Origin of the sequence: Pedobacter sp. UYP30 (assembly GCF_040547165.1) — a bacterium.
GTDB lineage: Bacteria > Bacteroidota > Bacteroidia > Sphingobacteriales > Sphingobacteriaceae > Pedobacter.
The window spans coordinates 135,928-152,065 of sequence record NZ_JBEPPD010000003.1 but is presented as its reverse complement, the minus strand read 5'-3'; the positions used below and the strand labels follow the sequence as shown (position 1 = coordinate 152,065).

19 protein-coding genes are annotated in these 16,138 nt (G+C 38.2%); 8 read left to right on the top strand and 11 right to left on the bottom strand.

The annotated features are described in order from the left end of the window. Positions 1–430 precede the first annotated feature (430 nt). The gene (locus ABIB40_RS04960) at positions 431–1,141 is read left to right on the top strand and encodes a DUF3667 domain-containing protein (protein WP_354356601.1); all 711 of its coding nucleotides are present in this window, start codon (positions 431–433) and stop codon (positions 1,139–1,141) included. A 50-nt stretch (positions 1,142–1,191) separates the two neighbouring features. On the opposite strand, the gene ABIB40_RS04955 is transcribed toward ABIB40_RS04960, so the two are convergent. The 3 genes from ABIB40_RS04955 to ABIB40_RS04945 are packed head-to-tail and all read right to left on the bottom strand — an operon-like array spanning position 1,192 to position 3,149. Further along, positions 1,192–1,515 (bottom strand): hypothetical protein, encoded by a 324-nt coding sequence (locus ABIB40_RS04955; protein WP_354356599.1) that lies wholly within the window; start codon positions 1,513–1,515, stop codon positions 1,192–1,194. After that, entirely contained in the window at positions 1,512–2,264 is a 753-nt protein-coding gene (locus ABIB40_RS04950; protein ID WP_354356597.1) for a hypothetical protein, read from the bottom strand. Before ABIB40_RS04950 ends, ABIB40_RS04955 begins: the two co-directional genes overlap by 4 nt. Before the next feature lie 48 nt (positions 2,265–2,312). Further along, positions 2,313–3,149, bottom strand: a complete 837-nt coding sequence (locus ABIB40_RS04945) for a glucosaminidase domain-containing protein (RefSeq protein ID WP_354356595.1) — start codon at positions 3,147–3,149, stop codon at positions 2,313–2,315. A 365-nt stretch (positions 3,150–3,514) separates the two neighbouring features. On the opposite strand from ABIB40_RS04945, the gene ABIB40_RS04940 reads away from it, so the two are divergent. Beyond that, positions 3,515–3,748, top strand: coding sequence for a hypothetical protein (locus tag ABIB40_RS04940; RefSeq protein ID WP_354356593.1), 234 nt, complete (start codon positions 3,515–3,517; stop codon positions 3,746–3,748). Next, a complete protein-coding gene (locus ABIB40_RS04935; protein ID WP_354356591.1) occupies positions 3,730–4,110 on the top strand; it encodes a type II toxin-antitoxin system VapC family toxin in 381 nt (126 codons plus the stop codon). The genes ABIB40_RS04940 and ABIB40_RS04935 overlap by 19 nt, the downstream gene beginning before the upstream one ends. A 139-nt stretch (positions 4,111–4,249) precedes the next feature. Here the strand turns inward: ABIB40_RS04935 and ABIB40_RS04930 are convergent, their stop codons facing one another. The 3 genes from ABIB40_RS04930 to ruvX all read right to left on the bottom strand — a co-directional run bounded on the left by ABIB40_RS04930 (position 4,250) and on the right by ruvX (position 6,174). Continuing rightward, positions 4,250–4,942 carry a glucosaminidase domain-containing protein gene (locus ABIB40_RS04930; protein ID WP_354356589.1) on the bottom strand — a complete coding sequence of 231 codons (693 nt, stop codon included), beginning with the start codon at positions 4,940–4,942 and terminating at the stop codon, positions 4,250–4,252. 25 nt (positions 4,943–4,967) lie between these two features. Next, positions 4,968–5,615, bottom strand: a complete 648-nt coding sequence (locus tag ABIB40_RS04925; RefSeq protein WP_354356587.1) for an O-methyltransferase — start codon at positions 5,613–5,615, stop codon at positions 4,968–4,970. A 145-nt stretch (positions 5,616–5,760) separates the two neighbouring features. After that, positions 5,761–6,174, bottom strand: a complete 414-nt coding sequence (gene ruvX / locus ABIB40_RS04920; protein ID WP_354356585.1) for a Holliday junction resolvase RuvX — start codon at positions 6,172–6,174, stop codon at positions 5,761–5,763. Positions 6,175–6,468: 294 nt separating this feature from the next. Between ruvX and ABIB40_RS04915 the strand changes: the two genes are divergently transcribed. The 3 genes from ABIB40_RS04915 to ABIB40_RS04905 are packed head-to-tail and all read left to right on the top strand — an operon-like array spanning position 6,469 to position 7,671. Next, the gene (locus ABIB40_RS04915) at positions 6,469–7,101 is read left to right on the top strand and encodes a peroxiredoxin (protein ID WP_354356583.1); all 633 of its coding nucleotides are present in this window, start codon (positions 6,469–6,471) and stop codon (positions 7,099–7,101) included. After that, positions 7,058–7,423: a thioredoxin family protein gene (locus ABIB40_RS04910; protein ID WP_354356581.1), complete on the top strand. Its 366-nt coding sequence runs from the start codon at positions 7,058–7,060 to the stop codon at positions 7,421–7,423. Before ABIB40_RS04915 ends, ABIB40_RS04910 begins: the two co-directional genes overlap by 44 nt. Then, positions 7,423–7,671, top strand: coding sequence for a DUF6952 family protein (locus ABIB40_RS04905; RefSeq protein WP_354356579.1), 249 nt, complete (start codon positions 7,423–7,425; stop codon positions 7,669–7,671). Before ABIB40_RS04910 ends, ABIB40_RS04905 begins: the two co-directional genes overlap by 1 nt. A gap of 108 nt (positions 7,672–7,779) precedes the next feature. On the opposite strand, the gene ABIB40_RS04900 is transcribed toward ABIB40_RS04905, so the two are convergent. The 5 genes from ABIB40_RS04900 to ABIB40_RS04880 form a co-directional block, all read right to left on the bottom strand. Continuing rightward, complete coding sequence (locus ABIB40_RS04900; RefSeq protein ID WP_354356577.1) at positions 7,780–10,368, bottom strand: phosphoenolpyruvate carboxylase; 2,589 nt, start codon at positions 10,366–10,368, stop codon at positions 7,780–7,782. A 267-nt stretch (positions 10,369–10,635) separates the two neighbouring features. Next, complete coding sequence (locus ABIB40_RS04895) at positions 10,636–12,183, bottom strand: DHA2 family efflux MFS transporter permease subunit (RefSeq protein ID WP_354356575.1); 1,548 nt, start codon at positions 12,181–12,183, stop codon at positions 10,636–10,638. 1 nt (position 12,184) lies between these two features. Further along, complete coding sequence (locus ABIB40_RS04890; RefSeq protein ID WP_354356573.1) at positions 12,185–13,225, bottom strand: HlyD family secretion protein; 1,041 nt, start codon at positions 13,223–13,225, stop codon at positions 12,185–12,187. A gap of 8 nt (positions 13,226–13,233) precedes the next feature. Then, a complete protein-coding gene (locus tag ABIB40_RS04885; protein WP_354356571.1) occupies positions 13,234–14,550 on the bottom strand; it encodes a TolC family protein in 1,317 nt (438 codons plus the stop codon). Then, a complete protein-coding gene (locus ABIB40_RS04880) occupies positions 14,540–15,175 on the bottom strand; it encodes a TetR/AcrR family transcriptional regulator (protein WP_354356569.1) in 636 nt (211 codons plus the stop codon). The genes ABIB40_RS04885 and ABIB40_RS04880 overlap by 11 nt, the downstream gene beginning before the upstream one ends. A gap of 150 nt (positions 15,176–15,325) precedes the next feature. Between ABIB40_RS04880 and ABIB40_RS04875 the strand changes: the two genes are divergently transcribed. After that, positions 15,326–15,511, top strand: a complete 186-nt coding sequence (locus ABIB40_RS04875; RefSeq protein ID WP_354356567.1) for a hypothetical protein — start codon at positions 15,326–15,328, stop codon at positions 15,509–15,511. Positions 15,512–15,555: 44 nt separating this feature from the next. Beyond that, on the top strand, positions 15,556–16,128 hold the full coding sequence (locus tag ABIB40_RS04870) for a DUF2911 domain-containing protein (protein WP_354356565.1): 573 nt from the start codon (positions 15,556–15,558) through the stop codon (positions 16,126–16,128). Positions 16,129–16,138: the final 10 nt, after the last annotated feature.

The window sequence follows — 16,138 nt, the reverse complement described above, 5'->3', positions numbered from 1 at the left end:
TTTTCAACGATTTGTTAATAGCGATTCGGAATATGTTTCTAAACTAGTTAACAATATAATTGCTGTTTGGTAAATAATAAAGTGCCCTGCCAACGTGTCTGAAACACTTCCTAAACCTGGAGGTTCTTAGTTAAGAGCTTGTCAACAGTACGCCATGGTTTCGCAGCGCCCAAAGGTCAAAAGATATTTTTTTCTTAACGATTTCGAGAACCAAGTATAAAAACCATAATTGAATATTTATCAATTCAATAGAACGAACGCCGAATACAGGGTCGAAAAATTAGGGCTAACAAATAAATTTTGGACTGTTGAAATTCTACTTATCTTCGGTCGATTATTGGGCAGACGTTCAAAAAGTAACAGCCTTCGCCAATTCCAAAACATTAATTGCTATTATAAAGCAAACTAAAAAACAATTAGCGCCTAAAAAATGACCAATTGCGGAAACTGCAACAGCCTAATAAGTGAAAATTACTGTCCCAATTGCGGGCAACCAGCAAAACTTAAAAGAATAAACGGGCATTACATTGTTCACGAAATTGAACACGTTTTACATTTTGAGCGGGGCATTTTGTATACTGTTAAAGAATTGTTGCTTCGCCCCGGAGAAAATGTTAGACACTTTATATCGAAGAATAGAAGCAGGCTTGTAAAACCGATTATATTTATTGTGGTAAGTTCTTTAATTTATACAGTTATAAGCCACCTTTTTCACATCGAAGACGGTTACGTTAAATTTGAGGAAACGAAAAAATCTACAACAGGTCTTATTTTTAAGTGGGTTAAAAACCATTATGGATATTCTAACATCATTATGGGCATATTTATAACATTTTGGGCAAAACTGTTCTTTAAAAAATATGCCTACAATTTCTATGAAATTTTAATTCTTCTTTGTTTTGTAATGGGGATGCTTATGCTGTTTTTTTCTGTTTTTGCAATCGTCACAGAGTTTACTCATGTTAATTTAATGCCAATAGCAGGTGTTGTAGGAATAGCATACTGCACTTGGGCCCTTGGGCAATTTTTTGACGGGGAGAGAAAGTCAAGTTATGTTAAAGCATTTGCTTCTTATGTATTGGGCATGCTATCGTTTATGCTTTCCGCCTTACTTTTAGGAACATTGGTAGACTTGATTTAAGACAATAAAGTGATACGAGGAGTTTTAAAAGTACCTTGTTACAAATGGCGTCACTTGTGATGCGCCCAACTAAACCAACTCCTTTTCTTCAAATAACCTAGATTACGCTCATTGTCAAAAGCCTCTTTCTCGAAAATAATGTTTCGATAAGCTTCGTAATGGTTTTTATACTTTAGTCGGTTGATAAGATAATTGGCCAAATAGCACACATAAAAAGGAAGAACCAGCAGTTCTAATTGCTGCCGCAGATGGATTTTTTCATGGTTTAAAAGAATGGTGTCCTTTTTATAATCTGCAGACTTTAACAAAATAAAGGGAAACAACGCCATACCAAAAGCGGGCAGTTTCTTTACCACTAATACTGGCGCTTTCATGGGGCTTTATGAATTAAAGCTGGTAGATCGGGCAGCCGAAGTACGCTTGGGTTTATGCGGTAACTTTTGTAGGCATTTTTGATGAATAAATTAAAAGCATAATCGTTCGCATCTAACACAAACTGATAGGTTGGCCTATATTGTAACATAAAATCATCGCGTTCAGCACCCTTTATGCCAAGCACTTGGGTTACCAAAACCGGCGAAAACCGGTAGTCAATCACCTGTTCTCTATAATCTTTTTCTAACACTTTTTGTAAATAGCGCGCATTTTTTCCTTGCCTACTTAGCAAATTGTAAATGGCATCTATTCCCAAGCCCGCGCCTTGATCGCCTATGGTTAAAATGTCTTTACTACTTCCCCTTAAAATGGCATAGCGATTGTCTTTTAAGGTCTCCTCGTATTTTTGTTGTGGCGTTAACTTTTTCTGTTGTATCTGTACGTCTTTTAATCTAATTCCGAACGATTTTAATTGGAAGTATGCAGCAGCTTGCCCTCTGTACACAATGGTATCTACGCCGTATCCGCTCAAAGCAGCAACCAAGGTGTCGCCTGGTTTTGCATAAGTATTAAATTCGCCTTTTGTGTTATTGTACAGGCCATCGCCAGAGCGCATATTGTAAATGTACACTTTGGCAAGGCGCTGCTTGGTATCTTTATCTATAACAAGACCTTGCAACGGCTTTTCTTGCGCCAAGCAAACCACAGCTACTTTAGAAAAGAAAACAATGCATAAAAAAAGTTTCATCCAACATCAAAGTTACGCATAACAAAATTGGCGGTATATGCCTTAACATTATTTAACCTTAATTACTTGGCCTAATTTAATTACATTGTCGTTCATGCTGTTTAAACTTTTCAGCTCATCTACAGAAAGGTTAAATCTCTTTGAGATATTGTAGAGCGTGTCGCCTTTAACAATGGTATAGGTGCCATCGCTGCTAATAGTTCCTGTGCTATGCGGAGGGTTTTCTACCGGGGCAAATTTCTTTTTTTCTTGTGGAATGTTTGCGTTGATCTCTGTAAACACCTTGTCCTCTCTCACCAGTTTTTGCGTTTCGGTTTCTGGTTGGTCGTATTGAAAAAGTTGATATTTATCAATCACATTGATAAGCATATCTGGATATTTTGGATTTGTAGCATAACCGGCAGTTTTTAATCCCCGTGCCCAGCTGCGGTAATCATTTTTATCCAACTGAAAAAGAAAACTATAACGTTTGCGCTTTAGAAACTCAGAATGGTCTCTAAACGATTCGCGCGCATCTTTGTACACCCTGAAACAGTCGTTTTTCTGGTCATCATCTCGATAGTAACTTTTTCCGCGCCAGTCTGAGGTACATTTTATCCCAAAGTGATTGTTCGCATACTTCGCCAAGTCGCTGTTTCCACTGCCCGATTCTAATATGCCCTGTGCCAAGGTAATGCTCGCGGGAATTCCAGAAGTGTTCATTTCTTCTATGGCAACTCCCTTAAATTGATCTATATAACTAAGCGTGGTATAACTTTGATAACTGTTGTTGCTTGCCTTATTGGCGTTTTTCTCTATCTGCCTATTGTTTTTGGTGTATTTTCTCGAACCGCAAGAAGCAAAAAAGAACATACAACAGCCTAATACATAGATTATTAGTTTCATTTGTATGTTTAACGAAGGAATTTTTAGCATAATCTGCCAAATTTAGATTCTTTTCGCGCTAATATGAATCGGTTTTTTAAACACTTGTGGATAGCGCGTTAACGTGAGGATTTTTGGTGGAGTTGGAAGTCGGATTTCTACAGCAATTTTTTCGTTAATGACCAAATAGATTCCAATAAGCATTCTATTTATTTAGTGCGTTTTTGTTATCTTTATGTTTTCAATTACCAATTGGCGGCTAGCCTAAGGAACTTGTGTTTAACGATAAAGTTTTATGCAAAGAGTAAAAAATAAATTAGCAAGGCGCCTAAACGGAATGAACATCATAAAACATAACCGGCCAACGCCAGTAGTCAAATTAAAACATGATAAAGACAATCGTAACTCCGCAAAGCAATAACCTGTGTGTGGCGATACCCACCAATTATATAGGCAGGGAAATAGAGGTGCTTCTCTATGCAAAAGACGAGCTCCAGGAAGAGAAAATAAAGCCTAAAAAAACTTTAGCTAGTTTTACTGGTGTTCTTTCAGAGCACGATTATAAGTCATTAAAATTACATGCAGAACAAGCCCGTGGTGAATGGAACAGAGGTATTTAATAGACACCAACGTCATTATCGATAATTTTGGAAACAAACTGACAGAAAATGCTAAAGCACTACTCTTTTCAGTAGATTTAAACGTTTCTGCGGTTACCAAAATTGAATTGCTAGGCTGGGTAAATGCAACCAAAGAACAATTGCAGCCGTTATATGGTTTTATGGAAATAGCAAGCATATTGCCCATAAGCGAAGCGGTAATTGAGAAGACAATTGTGATAAGACAAACCAAAAAGATTGCTCTTGGCGATGCTATCATAGCTGCTACGGCTCTTGTCTATGACTTGGCTCTAATCTCTCGCAACACTTCCGACTTTAAGAATATTGATGGATTGAAGGTTTTTGACCCATATAATTTGTAAAGCAAAAGTTGAGCTATATGTATCTTGGTTTTTCTTCCATAAAAAACGCTAATGAACATTTAATTTTTGGTTCACCGAACTTTGTACAGTGTGTTGAGTGTCTTTTTCTCTTTGTTTTTAAACACTTGTGGATAGAGTGTTAATACCTCAATCTTTTCCCTGGTTGTAACAACGAATTCTTTAACCCATTCTTTTTCATCAGCGTTTTAACCGTTGTGCCTTTTTTATCGGCGATGCTATTCAGATTGTCACCTCGTTTTACAACGTAAATGCGGTGTTTTTTACGCATTTTAGAGGGCCTTGCATGATAAGTTGGTTCTATGTAATCTTCTGGCCGTTCATCATATTGATAGAGCTGATATTTTTGAATGATGGCAATTACTTGGCTTGACCAAGTTCTACTGTGTGCATAACCTCCCCGTTGGATGCCGCGTGCCCAAGCGCGATAATTGTATTGATCGCAGGTATCAAATAAAGACTTAAAAGAAGATTTATCCTCTAAAAAATCTATAAAACCTTGGTAAGATTCATCAGGAGAATCGTAGTCTCTGTAAGCTGATCGTATTTCGGTATTGCTGTTTGGGCCTTTTACCCCGAAATGATTGTTTAGATACCGGGCAATTTTACTATTTCCCGAAGCCGATTCGTGAATTGCAACGGCCAAGATCAAACTTGCCGGAACTTTGTAAGTGCGCATTAAGTTTTGTGCGCAATCTAAATGGGCGGCAATGTACTCTTCGGTAGCTGTTGCTTTTGCTTTGGTTGCGCTCAACAGACCTATAAAAAGGCAGATTGCGGAGACGAACAACATCAAACAGTTTTTTTTCTTCATCCTTTTATTTTTTCCTCACGTGATGTTATTTTTTCCTAATCACAAATAGGCCATCTCTAACTGGCAAAATGAGTTGCTCAACTCGGTCGTCGTTCTTTATCTTTTCGTTAAATGCATTTATGTTTTTGGTGTCTTTATCCGGATTTTCTAGCAACACCTTGCCACTCCAAAGCACATTGTCTACAATGATGATTCCACCGGTTCGAACGCGGTCAAAAATCATGTCGAAATAGTTGCCGTTGTTCTTTTTATCCGCATCTATAAAAACGAGGTCGAAAGTCTCATCGATTTTTTTTAATGACTCGGTTGCGTCTCCAAGAATATATGCTATTTGTTTTTCAAAGTTAGAATCTGCAAAGTTCTTGCGGACCATGTCTTCTAGCTCTACATTTACATCCAAAGTGTAAATTATGCCGTCAGTGGAAAGACCTTCTGCGAGGCAAAGTGTTGCATAGCCAGTAAAAGTGCCAATTTCTAAAATCCGTTTTGGCGCAAGCATTTTGCTAAGCATGCTTAACACTCTGCCCTGATAATGGCCCGAAAGCATGCGTGGCATCAGTACTTTTAAGTTTGTTTCTCTATCTATACGTTGTAGCAATTCTTGCTCTGGCTCGCAATAATTGTCTATCAACTCTTGAAGCGCCGGATTAATTATTTCTATGTTTTTTTCCATCAATTTTATGCTTTTAAATACTTTACGTAAATTACATTTAGTGGAAAGATTTCTCAATTTATTAGATTGCTTTCCCGAAAAGTCAGAATAGCTGTGCCTTGACGGTAAGGTTGGCAACTTGTGCCTTCCACCTTCTACACTTTTCCTAACGCCTCTGCTCCATAAAATATTGCAAAATAATAGTTGCCGCAATGGTGTCTACGCGTTCCTTGTTTTGTCTATCCATTTTTTTTAAGCCACTCTGCATAATGCTTTGTTGTGCCATTTTTGATGTAAAACGTTCGTCTACCCAATGGTGTGGAATGGTAGGAAAGTTTTTTTTCAACAAAGTTGCAAATCCTTTGGCGTGTTGCTTAGAATTCGAATCGCTGCCGTCCATTTGCCTTGGGTCGCCAATTACAAAGGCCTCAACCTGCTCAGTTTCGATATATTTTTTTACAAAAGCTATGGCATCTTTTGGGTGCAGGGTGGCTAGCCCTGTGGCTATAATTTGCAAGGGATCGGTCACGGCTAGGCCTATGCGCTTTGTTCCATAATCGAATGCCATTATTCTTGCCATAGAAATAGATAGCCCCAAAGATAAGTATTAACCCCTAAATCCATAAAGGGGACTAGAGCAGCGCAAAAAAGGCGGCTATAATGGTTTAAGCATTAACTATTAAGGTTAAGATAAAAAGGTTTAAGCGAAAATGTAGCTCCATTGGTTTTCAAATGTCCAAAAGATTGTGTCTATAATAATCTCGGCCATTATAGTTTTTATCTATGGCCGTATCTTTATTAATGATGGCTATTTACTTTAATTTGATTGACTGGCGGCTCTCTTTGCCGTATCTTTGTGCAAAATTTAAGAATTATGGCAATAGTAGGAAAAAAATTCCCAAGCGTTAGTATAGATGCAATGACTGAAATGGGAGACGATTTAAAAATAAATGTTTTAGAAGAAGCGGTTGGCAAAAATAAAAAAGTGCTTTTGTTCTGGTATCCGAAAGATTTCACTTTCGTTTGCCCAACAGAATTACACGCTTTCCAAGCGGCTATCGGCGAGTTTGAAGATAGAAATACGCTAATTATTGGCGCCTCTTGCGATACCAACGAAGTACATTTTGCTTGGTTGAACACCCCAAAAGACAACGGTGGTATAGAAGGTGTAACTTACCCAATATTGGCCGATACACACAGACAATTGGCTAACTTGTTAGATATTGTAGAGCAAGATGTGGAATACGATGAAGAAGGAAATGAAACCTATACAGGTTCTAACGTAACTTTTAGAGCTACTTATTTAATAGACGAAACAGGTAAAGTTTTCCACGAAAGTATAAACGATATGCCGCTTGGCAGAAACGTGAAAGAATATTTACGTTTAATAGATGCATATACACACGTGCAAAAGCATGGCGAAGTTTGCCCTGCAAATTGGGAAGAAGGAAAACAAGCAATGAATGCAAATAGAACAGGCGTTGCAGAATATTTTAGCGCTAATTAATAAACAGAACATTATGTTTTTGGAATTAACTGAAGATAATTTACAGCAATATTTAACCGATAACGATAAGGTTATGGTGCAGTATGCTGCCTCTTGGTGTGGCAATTGCCGGATCATGAAGCCGAAGTTTAAAAAATTGGCCGCGGAGAATGAAGACGTAGCTTTTTTAATTATAGACGCAGAGAAGCTTCCAAATTCGCGCAAGTTTGCCAATGTGGATAATTTACCAACATTTGCCGCTTTTGAAGGGGGAAGTTTGGTAGATCAGGTGCAAACGAATAAGCAAGAAGGTTTAATTGAGCTTTTTAATAAAATAAAATAATGAAGATACCAGTAATAAAGCAGCTTTTTCAAAACAACTCGCCCGAAAACTTGGCATCGACTTTAGAAGTGTTAGAATCTTTTTGTGAATTTAGAGGCGTAAACGAAACTGAAGTTGACGTTGTGGGTGAGCTGATTACCAACATTTGCGGCGCTTTAGAGGTACACCAAATGATTAAAGAGGGTGCAGAAGAAAAAGACGCATTAAATGCCTTTGGGAAACGGGTAATGGGTTCGATTGATCGATAAAATCTATTCCAATTTATTAAAAATCCCTCGCAATATTTTGCGAGGGATTTTTTTATACTGTTTGAAATTTCAACCCAAAGCATATATTATTTAGCTTGAAAAAACTTTTTAAGCCAAATTTCTGCCAGCGTTTACAATACCGAAAACAGTTCTTACGGCAAGCTTTTCTAGCGCGACCCTATCATCAGTGTCTTGCTCTGCCTGTAATAATTTTTCTAAAGCAAAGTGTTGGATCAACACAAGCGGAAGAATAATTCTTTCGCGGGTAGCAATAGATTTTTTATCTAAGGGATAATTTGCCATTAGAGTGGCTTGTCCAGACAGCTTTAAAAGCATCGCTTTGGTCAGTTCAAATTCATTGTGGAGCTGTGTCCAAAACACACCAAATACCTTATCGCTTGCCAAGTGGGCAGTAATGGTAAAATCAGATTTGCTCATGCTCATCATACAATTATCTACAATAGTTTTGAGGTATTCTGACGTTTGATAAACTTTAACAACTTTGTCCCAATTGCCTGCCTTTTCTTGACTTTGCAAGGCTGTGCCCATTCCATAAAAACCAGGTACATTCTGTTTTAACATACTCCAAGCCGTTACAAAGCTTATAGCACGCAGATCTTCTAGTTTCATTTCGCCACCACCATTTCGCTTTACCGGGCGACTGCTAATGTTTGCCTGCGATAACAATTTTAGTGGCGATAGTTGATCTAGGTATTTTACAAATAAAGGATGTTCGCGCAAATCTACAAAAGCCTTATAACTTATTTCGGCCATTTCATCCAACAGCATTTTATTCTCTGGATCTAATAAAACATTATGTTTTTCTTTTAATCCTGAGGTAATGCCGGCGTTAATTAATTGCTCTATGTTAAATTCTGCACTTTCTACGGAACCATACTGAGAACTAATGGTTTGGCCTTGTACTGTTAACTGCATGTTGTTATTTGCAATTTCTTTTCCCATAGATGCATAGAACCGATGGGTTTTGCCTCCTCCACGGGCAGGTGGGCCACCACGACCATCAAAAAATGCAAGCTTGATGTTGTGCTTTGCAGAAATTGCTGTTAAAGAGGTTTTGCCATTAAAGATCGACCAGTTTGCCATTAAATAGCCCCCATCTTTGGTGCTGTCTGAGTAGCCCAACATAATATCTTGCTTGTTGCCGCGAGACGCTAAATGCTTTTTGTAAAACGGGTTTTTATACAGGGTATCCATAATACCAGCTGCCTCTTTTAAATCATTTACTGTTTCGAAAAGTGGCACAAAATCTATAGTTAACTCATCTGTTGCCCATCCATTCCATAAAAAGAGCTCAATCAATTGTAAAATATCGCTTGCTTGTTGGCAGTTGCTTATAATAAATCGGTGGCAGGCATTTTCGCCGTTGCGTTGCTGTATGCCTTTAATTTCCTTAATAACATTTATGGTGTCTAGCGTTAAAGCGTCTGCTCCTGTTGCATAAACAACACTCGCTTCTTTAAACGAAATGTGGGCTAGTTTTTCGACTTCAGATAAAGAATCATAATCTTCGGGATAAAGCGATGAAATCGGTTTGTTCGCTCTACAATATTGATGTACTTTTCTAAGCACTCGGCTATCTTGTCTAATATCTAATGACGCAAAATAACAGCCGTACAAGTCTACCTTTCTTATCAAATCGTTTACCAAATCTACAAACAATCCGTCATGCTCTTCCAGTACCGTATTCTTAATCGAGTTGAGGTGGGTTCTAAGCTCATCAGAAATATCTGAAAGCTCACCGGTTTCATCAAATGCATTTTTGTAAAGCACCTCCTGTAAATAGGCAATATTTTCTTCAACCCCCCTAAAGGTCACTCTTTTTCTTAAATTTCTAAAATCCCTGTAATAGCATCTAAATAAAATCTGCCTTAACATTTTAGAAACTTCTAGCGTAGTCTCTACATGAATGTTAGGGTTTCCATCTCTATCGCCGCCTGGCCAAAAGCCTAATTGCAAAATTTTATTTGTCTCTAATCCATACTCGTCTAAATTTTGGTCTATTCCCTCTTGAATGTTTGCTGCAGCAAAATAGAAGGTGTTTTCTAAAAACCATGCTAAATTTAAGGCCTCATCTACAGGCGTTGGTGATTTTTTATTGAAAAATGGTGTCTTGCCAAGCTGTTGCAATAGCAAGTTCATGGTAGTTAAGTCGTTTGACTTTATGGCGGCGGTTAAATCTGTAATGATTGCAAGCACGCTGCCGGGGTAGAATTGTGTAGGGTGAGCAGTTAACACCAGCCTAAGAGAAAGGTCATCTACCACCTTTTCTATTTTGCTCAACATGGGTTTGTTGTCGGCGTTCTTGTTCAATATAAAGGCCAAAGTGTTTTGTTCTTCGGCAGTATTTAATTTAGCGAAAGAAGCGTCTTCTACTGCATCAAAAAGCACAACTTGACGCTCTATGTATTGGATAAATCTAAACAATAGATCTATAATGTCTTTCTGATCCGAATAGCTTGTAAACTTCGAGAAAAACTCCTCAATAATCTGTGCAGGTTTTTGGCCATTGGCCACTCCTTCCTCACAGCTTTTAAAGAAAAGGGGCAACAACGTACCGGTGGCCTTTACTTTGTAAAATGGCAATGTTAGAAAAAGACTGTTGTAAAGTTCGAATTTAGAAACTACCTCATTGTTGAATATAAATTCGCGGTGGGTAGTCAATCGGAGTTTCGGCATAGCTTGTAAAATCATAATTGAGACGTAATACTACAAAAAATGCTCAACTAAATAAAATTTACGGGCTAACGATTTGGATTTTTGTAGAAAATAATTTAATTTTAGAATCTTATTTGGGTGTTGGGTACCCGTTTAAGAACTTTTGCAATGTTTAAGGGCGTTGCGATGATTGTTAATTTTTTGGGTTAAAAACAGCCGATCTTTTAATTTAGATCGGCTGTTTTATTTTTGTGCCTATTTTACCTTTTAGAATTAAAAAAATCGCATTTAATGAGCGTCAGTGGCAATGGGCATGTCTTTCTGAAACTTTTGGAAAAGCACCAATGGAATTGCAAAAAGCATAACTAGACCCGCTACCCAATAAGCATCAGTAAAAGTTAACAACATAGATTGTTTGGTTACTATACCATCTATTGCTCTATATGCCATAATTTTTGCATCGAACATGCTTTGTCCTTTGGCCATGAAGCCACTTACCATGCCGTTAAAACGCTCTGTAAAGGCAGGGTTATATTCGCTAATATTGCTTAACAAATGGCTCCTGTGGTGGCCTTCTCTAACGTGAATAAGGGTTGTTAGCGCTGCGATGCCAAAAGCACCACCCAATTGCCTCCCCATATTGTTTAGTCCTGTGCCTTGGCCAATCTCTGGGCCTTTTAGATCTTGCACTGCCAACGTTGTTAAGGGCACAAACAGTAACGCCAAGCCTGCTCCTCTAATAATTAAAGGCCAGAAAAAGTCGCCTGTTCCAGAAGAAAGTGTAGAATTGCTAAGCATCCAACAGAAAACAAAAAAGATTAGCAGTCCCACACTCGACATAATTTGTGCTGGTATTCCTTTTTTAAGCATGATACCTATAAATGGCATACACAAAATGGTAACAATACCTCCGGGCAAAAATATCTTTCCTGTTTGCAATGGTGTAAAACCAAGCAATGATTGGCAAAATATAGGAAATATAAAGACGGATCCATACAGGCCGAACCCTAACAAGAAGGAGGTCATCATCCCAATGGAGAAACTTCTATGCCTTAATATTTTAAAGTTTACAACCGGATGGTCGGTGCTCATTTCTCGCCATACAAAAAGTAAGAAGCCAAAAACAGCAAGTACGGCTAGCACTACAATATACGGTGTAGAAAACCAATCTTCGCTCTCGCCCTTTTCTAGCAACGTTTGTAAACTTCCCACAAATATCGCCAAAAGAGCAATCCCCCACCAATCTATTGGCTTTCCTTTCCCGTCTTTAGGTGTAGCTTTAATGTAGGTATAACTTAAATAAGCCGCTAAAATTCCTACCGGGATGTTTACGTAAAATATCCAGGGCCAAGAACTAATGTCTAATATATAGCCGCCAATGGTTGGCCCAACGGTTGGCCCAACAACAGCACCAAGACCAAACAACGCGGTTGCAATACCTACGTCTTCGCGAGGCCAAGTCTCTAATAAAATGGCTTGCGCAGTAGATAATAAGCCACCGCCAGCAAAGCCTTGCAAGATTCTAAAAAGAATTAACTCATCTAAACCGGTGGCATTTCCGCAAAGGAAAGATGCTAATGTAAATATGATGATGGAGGTGATAAAATAATTCTTCCGCCCAAATTGGCTACCAAGCCATCCAGACATCGGTAGAATAATAACGTTGGCCACCGCATAACCTGTGGTAAGCCAAGCAACATCTTCTAAAGTTGCACCCAGATTACCTTGAATATCTGGAAGCGCAACGTTTACTATCGTGGTATCTATAAGCTCCAACAAAGAAGCTACAATTACCGTAATGGTAATAATCCACTTTCTAAAACCTACTTCGGGCATGTTATTTTTGTTTAATTACCGAGGCTTGCACGCTCATTCCGGGGCGTAATCTGGCCAACAGTTCTTTTGATGGATGAATTTTAATTTTAACTGGAACGCGTTGCACCACCTTAACGTAGTTACCAGTTGCATTATCTGGCGGCAACAACGAACCTTTTGCGCCAGTAATTGGTGCAAAATTTAATACTTCTCCTTCTATTTTTTCATCGGGAAAAGCATCTACTGTTACCTCTACTTTTAAACCAGGTTTAATATCTTCTAGTTGCGTTTCTTTAAAATTGGCGGTAACGTATAGGCTGCTATCTATAACAATAGAAAAAAGCGGTTGGCCAGCCTGCACCAGTTGTCCTTTTTGAATGTTCTTTTTAGAAACAAGGCCAGATACCGGTGCAACTATATTGGTATAAGACAATTGCAGTTTTGCAAAATCTATATCGCTTTGGCGAAGGCTAATGGTATTATTGCTTACCGCTAATTGAGACCTAGTTGCACCAACTTGCTTTACCGCAGCATTATATTGGTCTTTGGCGCCTCGGTAAGTCGCTTCTGCCGCTTCTTTTGTGGCCTCTGCCTGATCAAAAGCCTGTTTGGTAATGGCTCCTTGTTTTATCAGATTTGCATAACGCTCAAAATCTTTTTCGGCCAAATTTAATTTAACCTTTGCGGCATCTACGTTTGCCCTTGCTGTTGCAGTATTGGCCGCAGTTGCAGAAATTTGAGCCTGTGTTACCCCAACGCCAGCATTTGCGCCGCTTTGCCCGGCCTGTGCTTGCTCTAATTTAATTTTAAAATCTTGATCGTCTAATTTTACAAGTGTGTCACCATTATTTACATGCGTGTTTTCTTCAAAATTAATATCCTTTACATAACCGCCTACCCGAGCAACCACCGGACTAATGTCTCCGTCTATCTGGGCGTCATCTGTGTCAACGTGTTTGCTATAGTAGCTCCATTGCATTAAACCAAATACAACGCCTATTACAACTAGTACCCCAATAATTATGGGTACAATTTTGTTTTTTTTCTTTTTTTCAGTTTCCATTGTTTTATTTATTGGGTAATTTTTCCTGTTGATTTTAATAGTCTGTAATATGCTAGACCGGCATCTGCCTTGGCTATTTCTAAATTTATTTTTGCTTGATATAGCAAGGTCTCTGCATCTATCCGATCTGTAACTGATGCAATATTATTTTTGTATTTGGCAGCAAGCAAATTGTCGTTTTCTGTAGCTTGCGTAATTGATGTTTGTAAAATGTTTATTTTATCTACAGCAACTTTATAAGCCTGATAGTTTGAGTTGATTTCTTGCTTTACTTGATCTGTTAAAATATCTTTTTGTAGGGTAATTTCGTTCTGCTGAATTTTTGCCTGGCTTACTTTGTTTTTGTTGGTCCACAACGCGTCGAAGTTCCATGAAATAGATCCACCGACAGTAACCGGCGCCACAAATTGGTTTGCCTGCGGGATAAATCCATTAGGATTAATATAATACAGGTTTGCAGCCACGCCCACAGTTGGCAATACATTTGCTTTGACCGTTTTTATATTTAATTCTGCAGCCTTGTTTCGCAAATCTAGTTGTTTCAGATCTTGTCTGGTTGCCAGTGCCATGGTTAAATAATTGCTCATAGCAGTAGGATTCATTGCGCCAAGCATCGGATCTTCAATTTTAACTTCTGTATTCTCTGTCAGTCCAAGCAATATATCCAAATTATAAGTTATAATTTTCTTATTGCTTTCAGCATCTAATTTTGTTAGGTTAACGTTTGCCTTTTGCAATTTAAACCGTAACACATCATTTTTGGTTACCAAGCCTTGATCAAAAAATTGCTGCGATTGCTTAATTTGAGCATCAATAGAGTTTAAATTTTGATCGATTACCTTTTCACTCTGTGAAATTTTAAATAGACTGTAATACATATCTATTACCGCGTATGTAACTTCCTCTTTGCTTTTATCGGCGTCTAATCGGGCTACGTCTGCCAATAGTTTGGTAGATTGTTCTGCAAGCTTCAGCTTTCCACCTTGGTAAACCAACTCCTTAACGGCTACGGAACCTATAAAAGCGTCTGTCCTTTTTGGAAGATGGATGGCGTTAGGGCTGCCTCCCAAGATTAGCGTATTGGCGGGTATCTCTGCGTGGGTGTATAATAAACTAGCATCGGCCGAAGGCAAAACCCTGTCTTTAACCACTTCTAACTGTGCTATTGCTTCGTCTATTTTACTTTGAGAAAGCTTTAAATTTTTGCTGTTGGCAATGCCGAGCGCTATTGCCTGGTTTAAATTTAATTCCTTTATCTCTTGTGCCAACAATATAGAAGGCGCCAATACTAAGGCGAGTAAGAACTTAATTGTTTTAAATTTCATTGGTAGTTGTTTTTAAGAAAGTTGTCATTAAATCTTCAAGGTGCTTTACCAAACGTTCCCTAATTATTTTTTTATCCTTCGGGTTATCTATATCAAAAGATGATGAGGACAATATTTTTGCTGGATAGGTAATCACGTTGGTAATTGTGCCCATTACGGTGGCAATAGCCATCCTAACGTCTATCCTGTTAAAATCTCCATCTTCCATCCCCTTAATTAAAATCTGCTCTATAATCTGCATATTCTTTCTTAATGACTCCTTAATTCTAATGTACATTTCAGGTCGCAATGAAAGAGATAGCTCTCTATTCATCATTTTATGAAAAGGCACATTAGATAGAATTCGATCAACCAAGCTTTCTATTACTCTATGTAATTTCTCTATTGCGGGGATTTCGTCTTCGCTTATGGTTTTTAATATGGTAGAAAAAGCCGCAATGCGATCTGTCATAATGTCCATAAAAACGCCTTCTTTTGATCCAAAATAATAATTGATCATGGCCATATTAGAGCCAGCTTCTTTAGCTATCTGCCTAGTAGACGTGCCTTCGTAACCTCCGCTACAAAAAAGCTTTTCTGCGGCAGCTAAAATTGCAGTTTTCTTATCCGTCTTTTCCAACACCATTTTTTTCCTTTCTTTAAATGTAGCACAAAACTAATCAATCGATTGATTAGTTTTGCTTTGTAGACCTAAATTTTACACTTTGCTGATAATGAGTTTTATTGGTTAGGAATTAAAATAAATAGTACATTTGCCCTAAAATTAAAATAGATCATGAGCGTACAAAAAAATAGCGATAATAATTTCAATTGGCTATATTACCTTTCTGGACTTGTTTTTGGGGTTTTAACGGCCATAGTTGTAGAAGGCAATTATATCTTTGCTATTGTTGGTGGAATTTTGGGCCTTCTTTCTGCGGGGCTATTTTTAAATGCGTTAGACAAAGGCCGTAAATATTAGATTGGCCTAGTCGATGGCTAAAAACTTTGTGAAATTCTAAATCGGTGAAAAAAATCCTTTCATTTGTTTTCTTTCTAGCTTATTTAACGGTTTCTGCGCAGAATAAGCCGAACGAAATCGTTTCTTTTCCGCCGGCAGACGCTAGTCCGGCAGATATTTTATATTATCCAATCAACGCAGCCAAAACTAAGACCGATGGAGAAGAGAAGCCGATTATTAAGGTTATTTATTCTAGGCCGCAGCTAAAAGGGCGCGTTATTTTCGGAGTGTTAGAAGAATATGGAAAAGTTTGGCGTTTAGGAGCAAACGAAAATACCGAGATTACTTTTTTTGAAAGAGCCTTAATTGCTGGCAAAAAAATTAAGCCGGGTACGTACAGTCTGTTTGCGATTCCCCGAAAAGATAAGTGGACCATCATTTTAAACAAGCAAATTAACAAGTGGGGCGCCTTTACTTATGATTCAACAAAAGACGTGTTGCGCGCCGAAGTTCCTGTTAAGGCGCTGCCCAAACCTTTGGAATATCTATCTCTAACCTTCGTTAAAACCCAACTTGGCGCAAATTTGGAAATTGGTTGGGATAAAACACTGGTGGAGCTTCCTATAGACCTTCCCTAATAAGATCTTT

Coding starts and splice junctions, on each gene's coding strand:
- ABIB40_RS04960 (WP_354356601.1), top strand. CDS start 431: ATGACCAATTGCGGAAACTGCAACAGCCTAATAAGTGAAAATTACTGT.
- ABIB40_RS04955 (WP_354356599.1), bottom strand. CDS start 1,515: ATGAAAGCGCCAGTATTAGTGGTAAAGAAACTGCCCGCTTTTGGTATG.
- ABIB40_RS04950 (WP_354356597.1), bottom strand. CDS start 2,264: ATGAAACTTTTTTTATGCATTGTTTTCTTTTCTAAAGTAGCTGTGGTT.
- ABIB40_RS04945 (WP_354356595.1), bottom strand. CDS start 3,149: ATGAAACTAATAATCTATGTATTAGGCTGTTGTATGTTCTTTTTTGCT.
- ABIB40_RS04940 (WP_354356593.1), top strand. CDS start 3,515: ATGATAAAGACAATCGTAACTCCGCAAAGCAATAACCTGTGTGTGGCG.
- ABIB40_RS04935 (WP_354356591.1), top strand. CDS start 3,730: ATGGAACAGAGGTATTTAATAGACACCAACGTCATTATCGATAATTTT.
- ABIB40_RS04930 (WP_354356589.1), bottom strand. CDS start 4,942: ATGAAGAAAAAAAACTGTTTGATGTTGTTCGTCTCCGCAATCTGCCTT.
- ABIB40_RS04925 (WP_354356587.1), bottom strand. CDS start 5,615: ATGGAAAAAAACATAGAAATAATTAATCCGGCGCTTCAAGAGTTGATA.
- ruvX (WP_354356585.1), bottom strand. CDS start 6,174: ATGGCAAGAATAATGGCATTCGATTATGGAACAAAGCGCATAGGCCTA.
- ABIB40_RS04915 (WP_354356583.1), top strand. CDS start 6,469: ATGGCAATAGTAGGAAAAAAATTCCCAAGCGTTAGTATAGATGCAATG.
- ABIB40_RS04910 (WP_354356581.1), top strand. CDS start 7,058: ATGCAAATAGAACAGGCGTTGCAGAATATTTTAGCGCTAATTAATAAA.
- ABIB40_RS04905 (WP_354356579.1), top strand. CDS start 7,423: ATGAAGATACCAGTAATAAAGCAGCTTTTTCAAAACAACTCGCCCGAA.
- ABIB40_RS04900 (WP_354356577.1), bottom strand. CDS start 10,368: ATGCCGAAACTCCGATTGACTACCCACCGCGAATTTATATTCAACAAT.
- ABIB40_RS04895 (WP_354356575.1), bottom strand. CDS start 12,183: ATGCCCGAAGTAGGTTTTAGAAAGTGGATTATTACCATTACGGTAATT.
- ABIB40_RS04890 (WP_354356573.1), bottom strand. CDS start 13,225: ATGGAAACTGAAAAAAAGAAAAAAAACAAAATTGTACCCATAATTATT.
- ABIB40_RS04885 (WP_354356571.1), bottom strand. CDS start 14,550: ATGAAATTTAAAACAATTAAGTTCTTACTCGCCTTAGTATTGGCGCCT.
- ABIB40_RS04880 (WP_354356569.1), bottom strand. CDS start 15,175: ATGGTGTTGGAAAAGACGGATAAGAAAACTGCAATTTTAGCTGCCGCA.
- ABIB40_RS04875 (WP_354356567.1), top strand. CDS start 15,326: ATGAGCGTACAAAAAAATAGCGATAATAATTTCAATTGGCTATATTAC.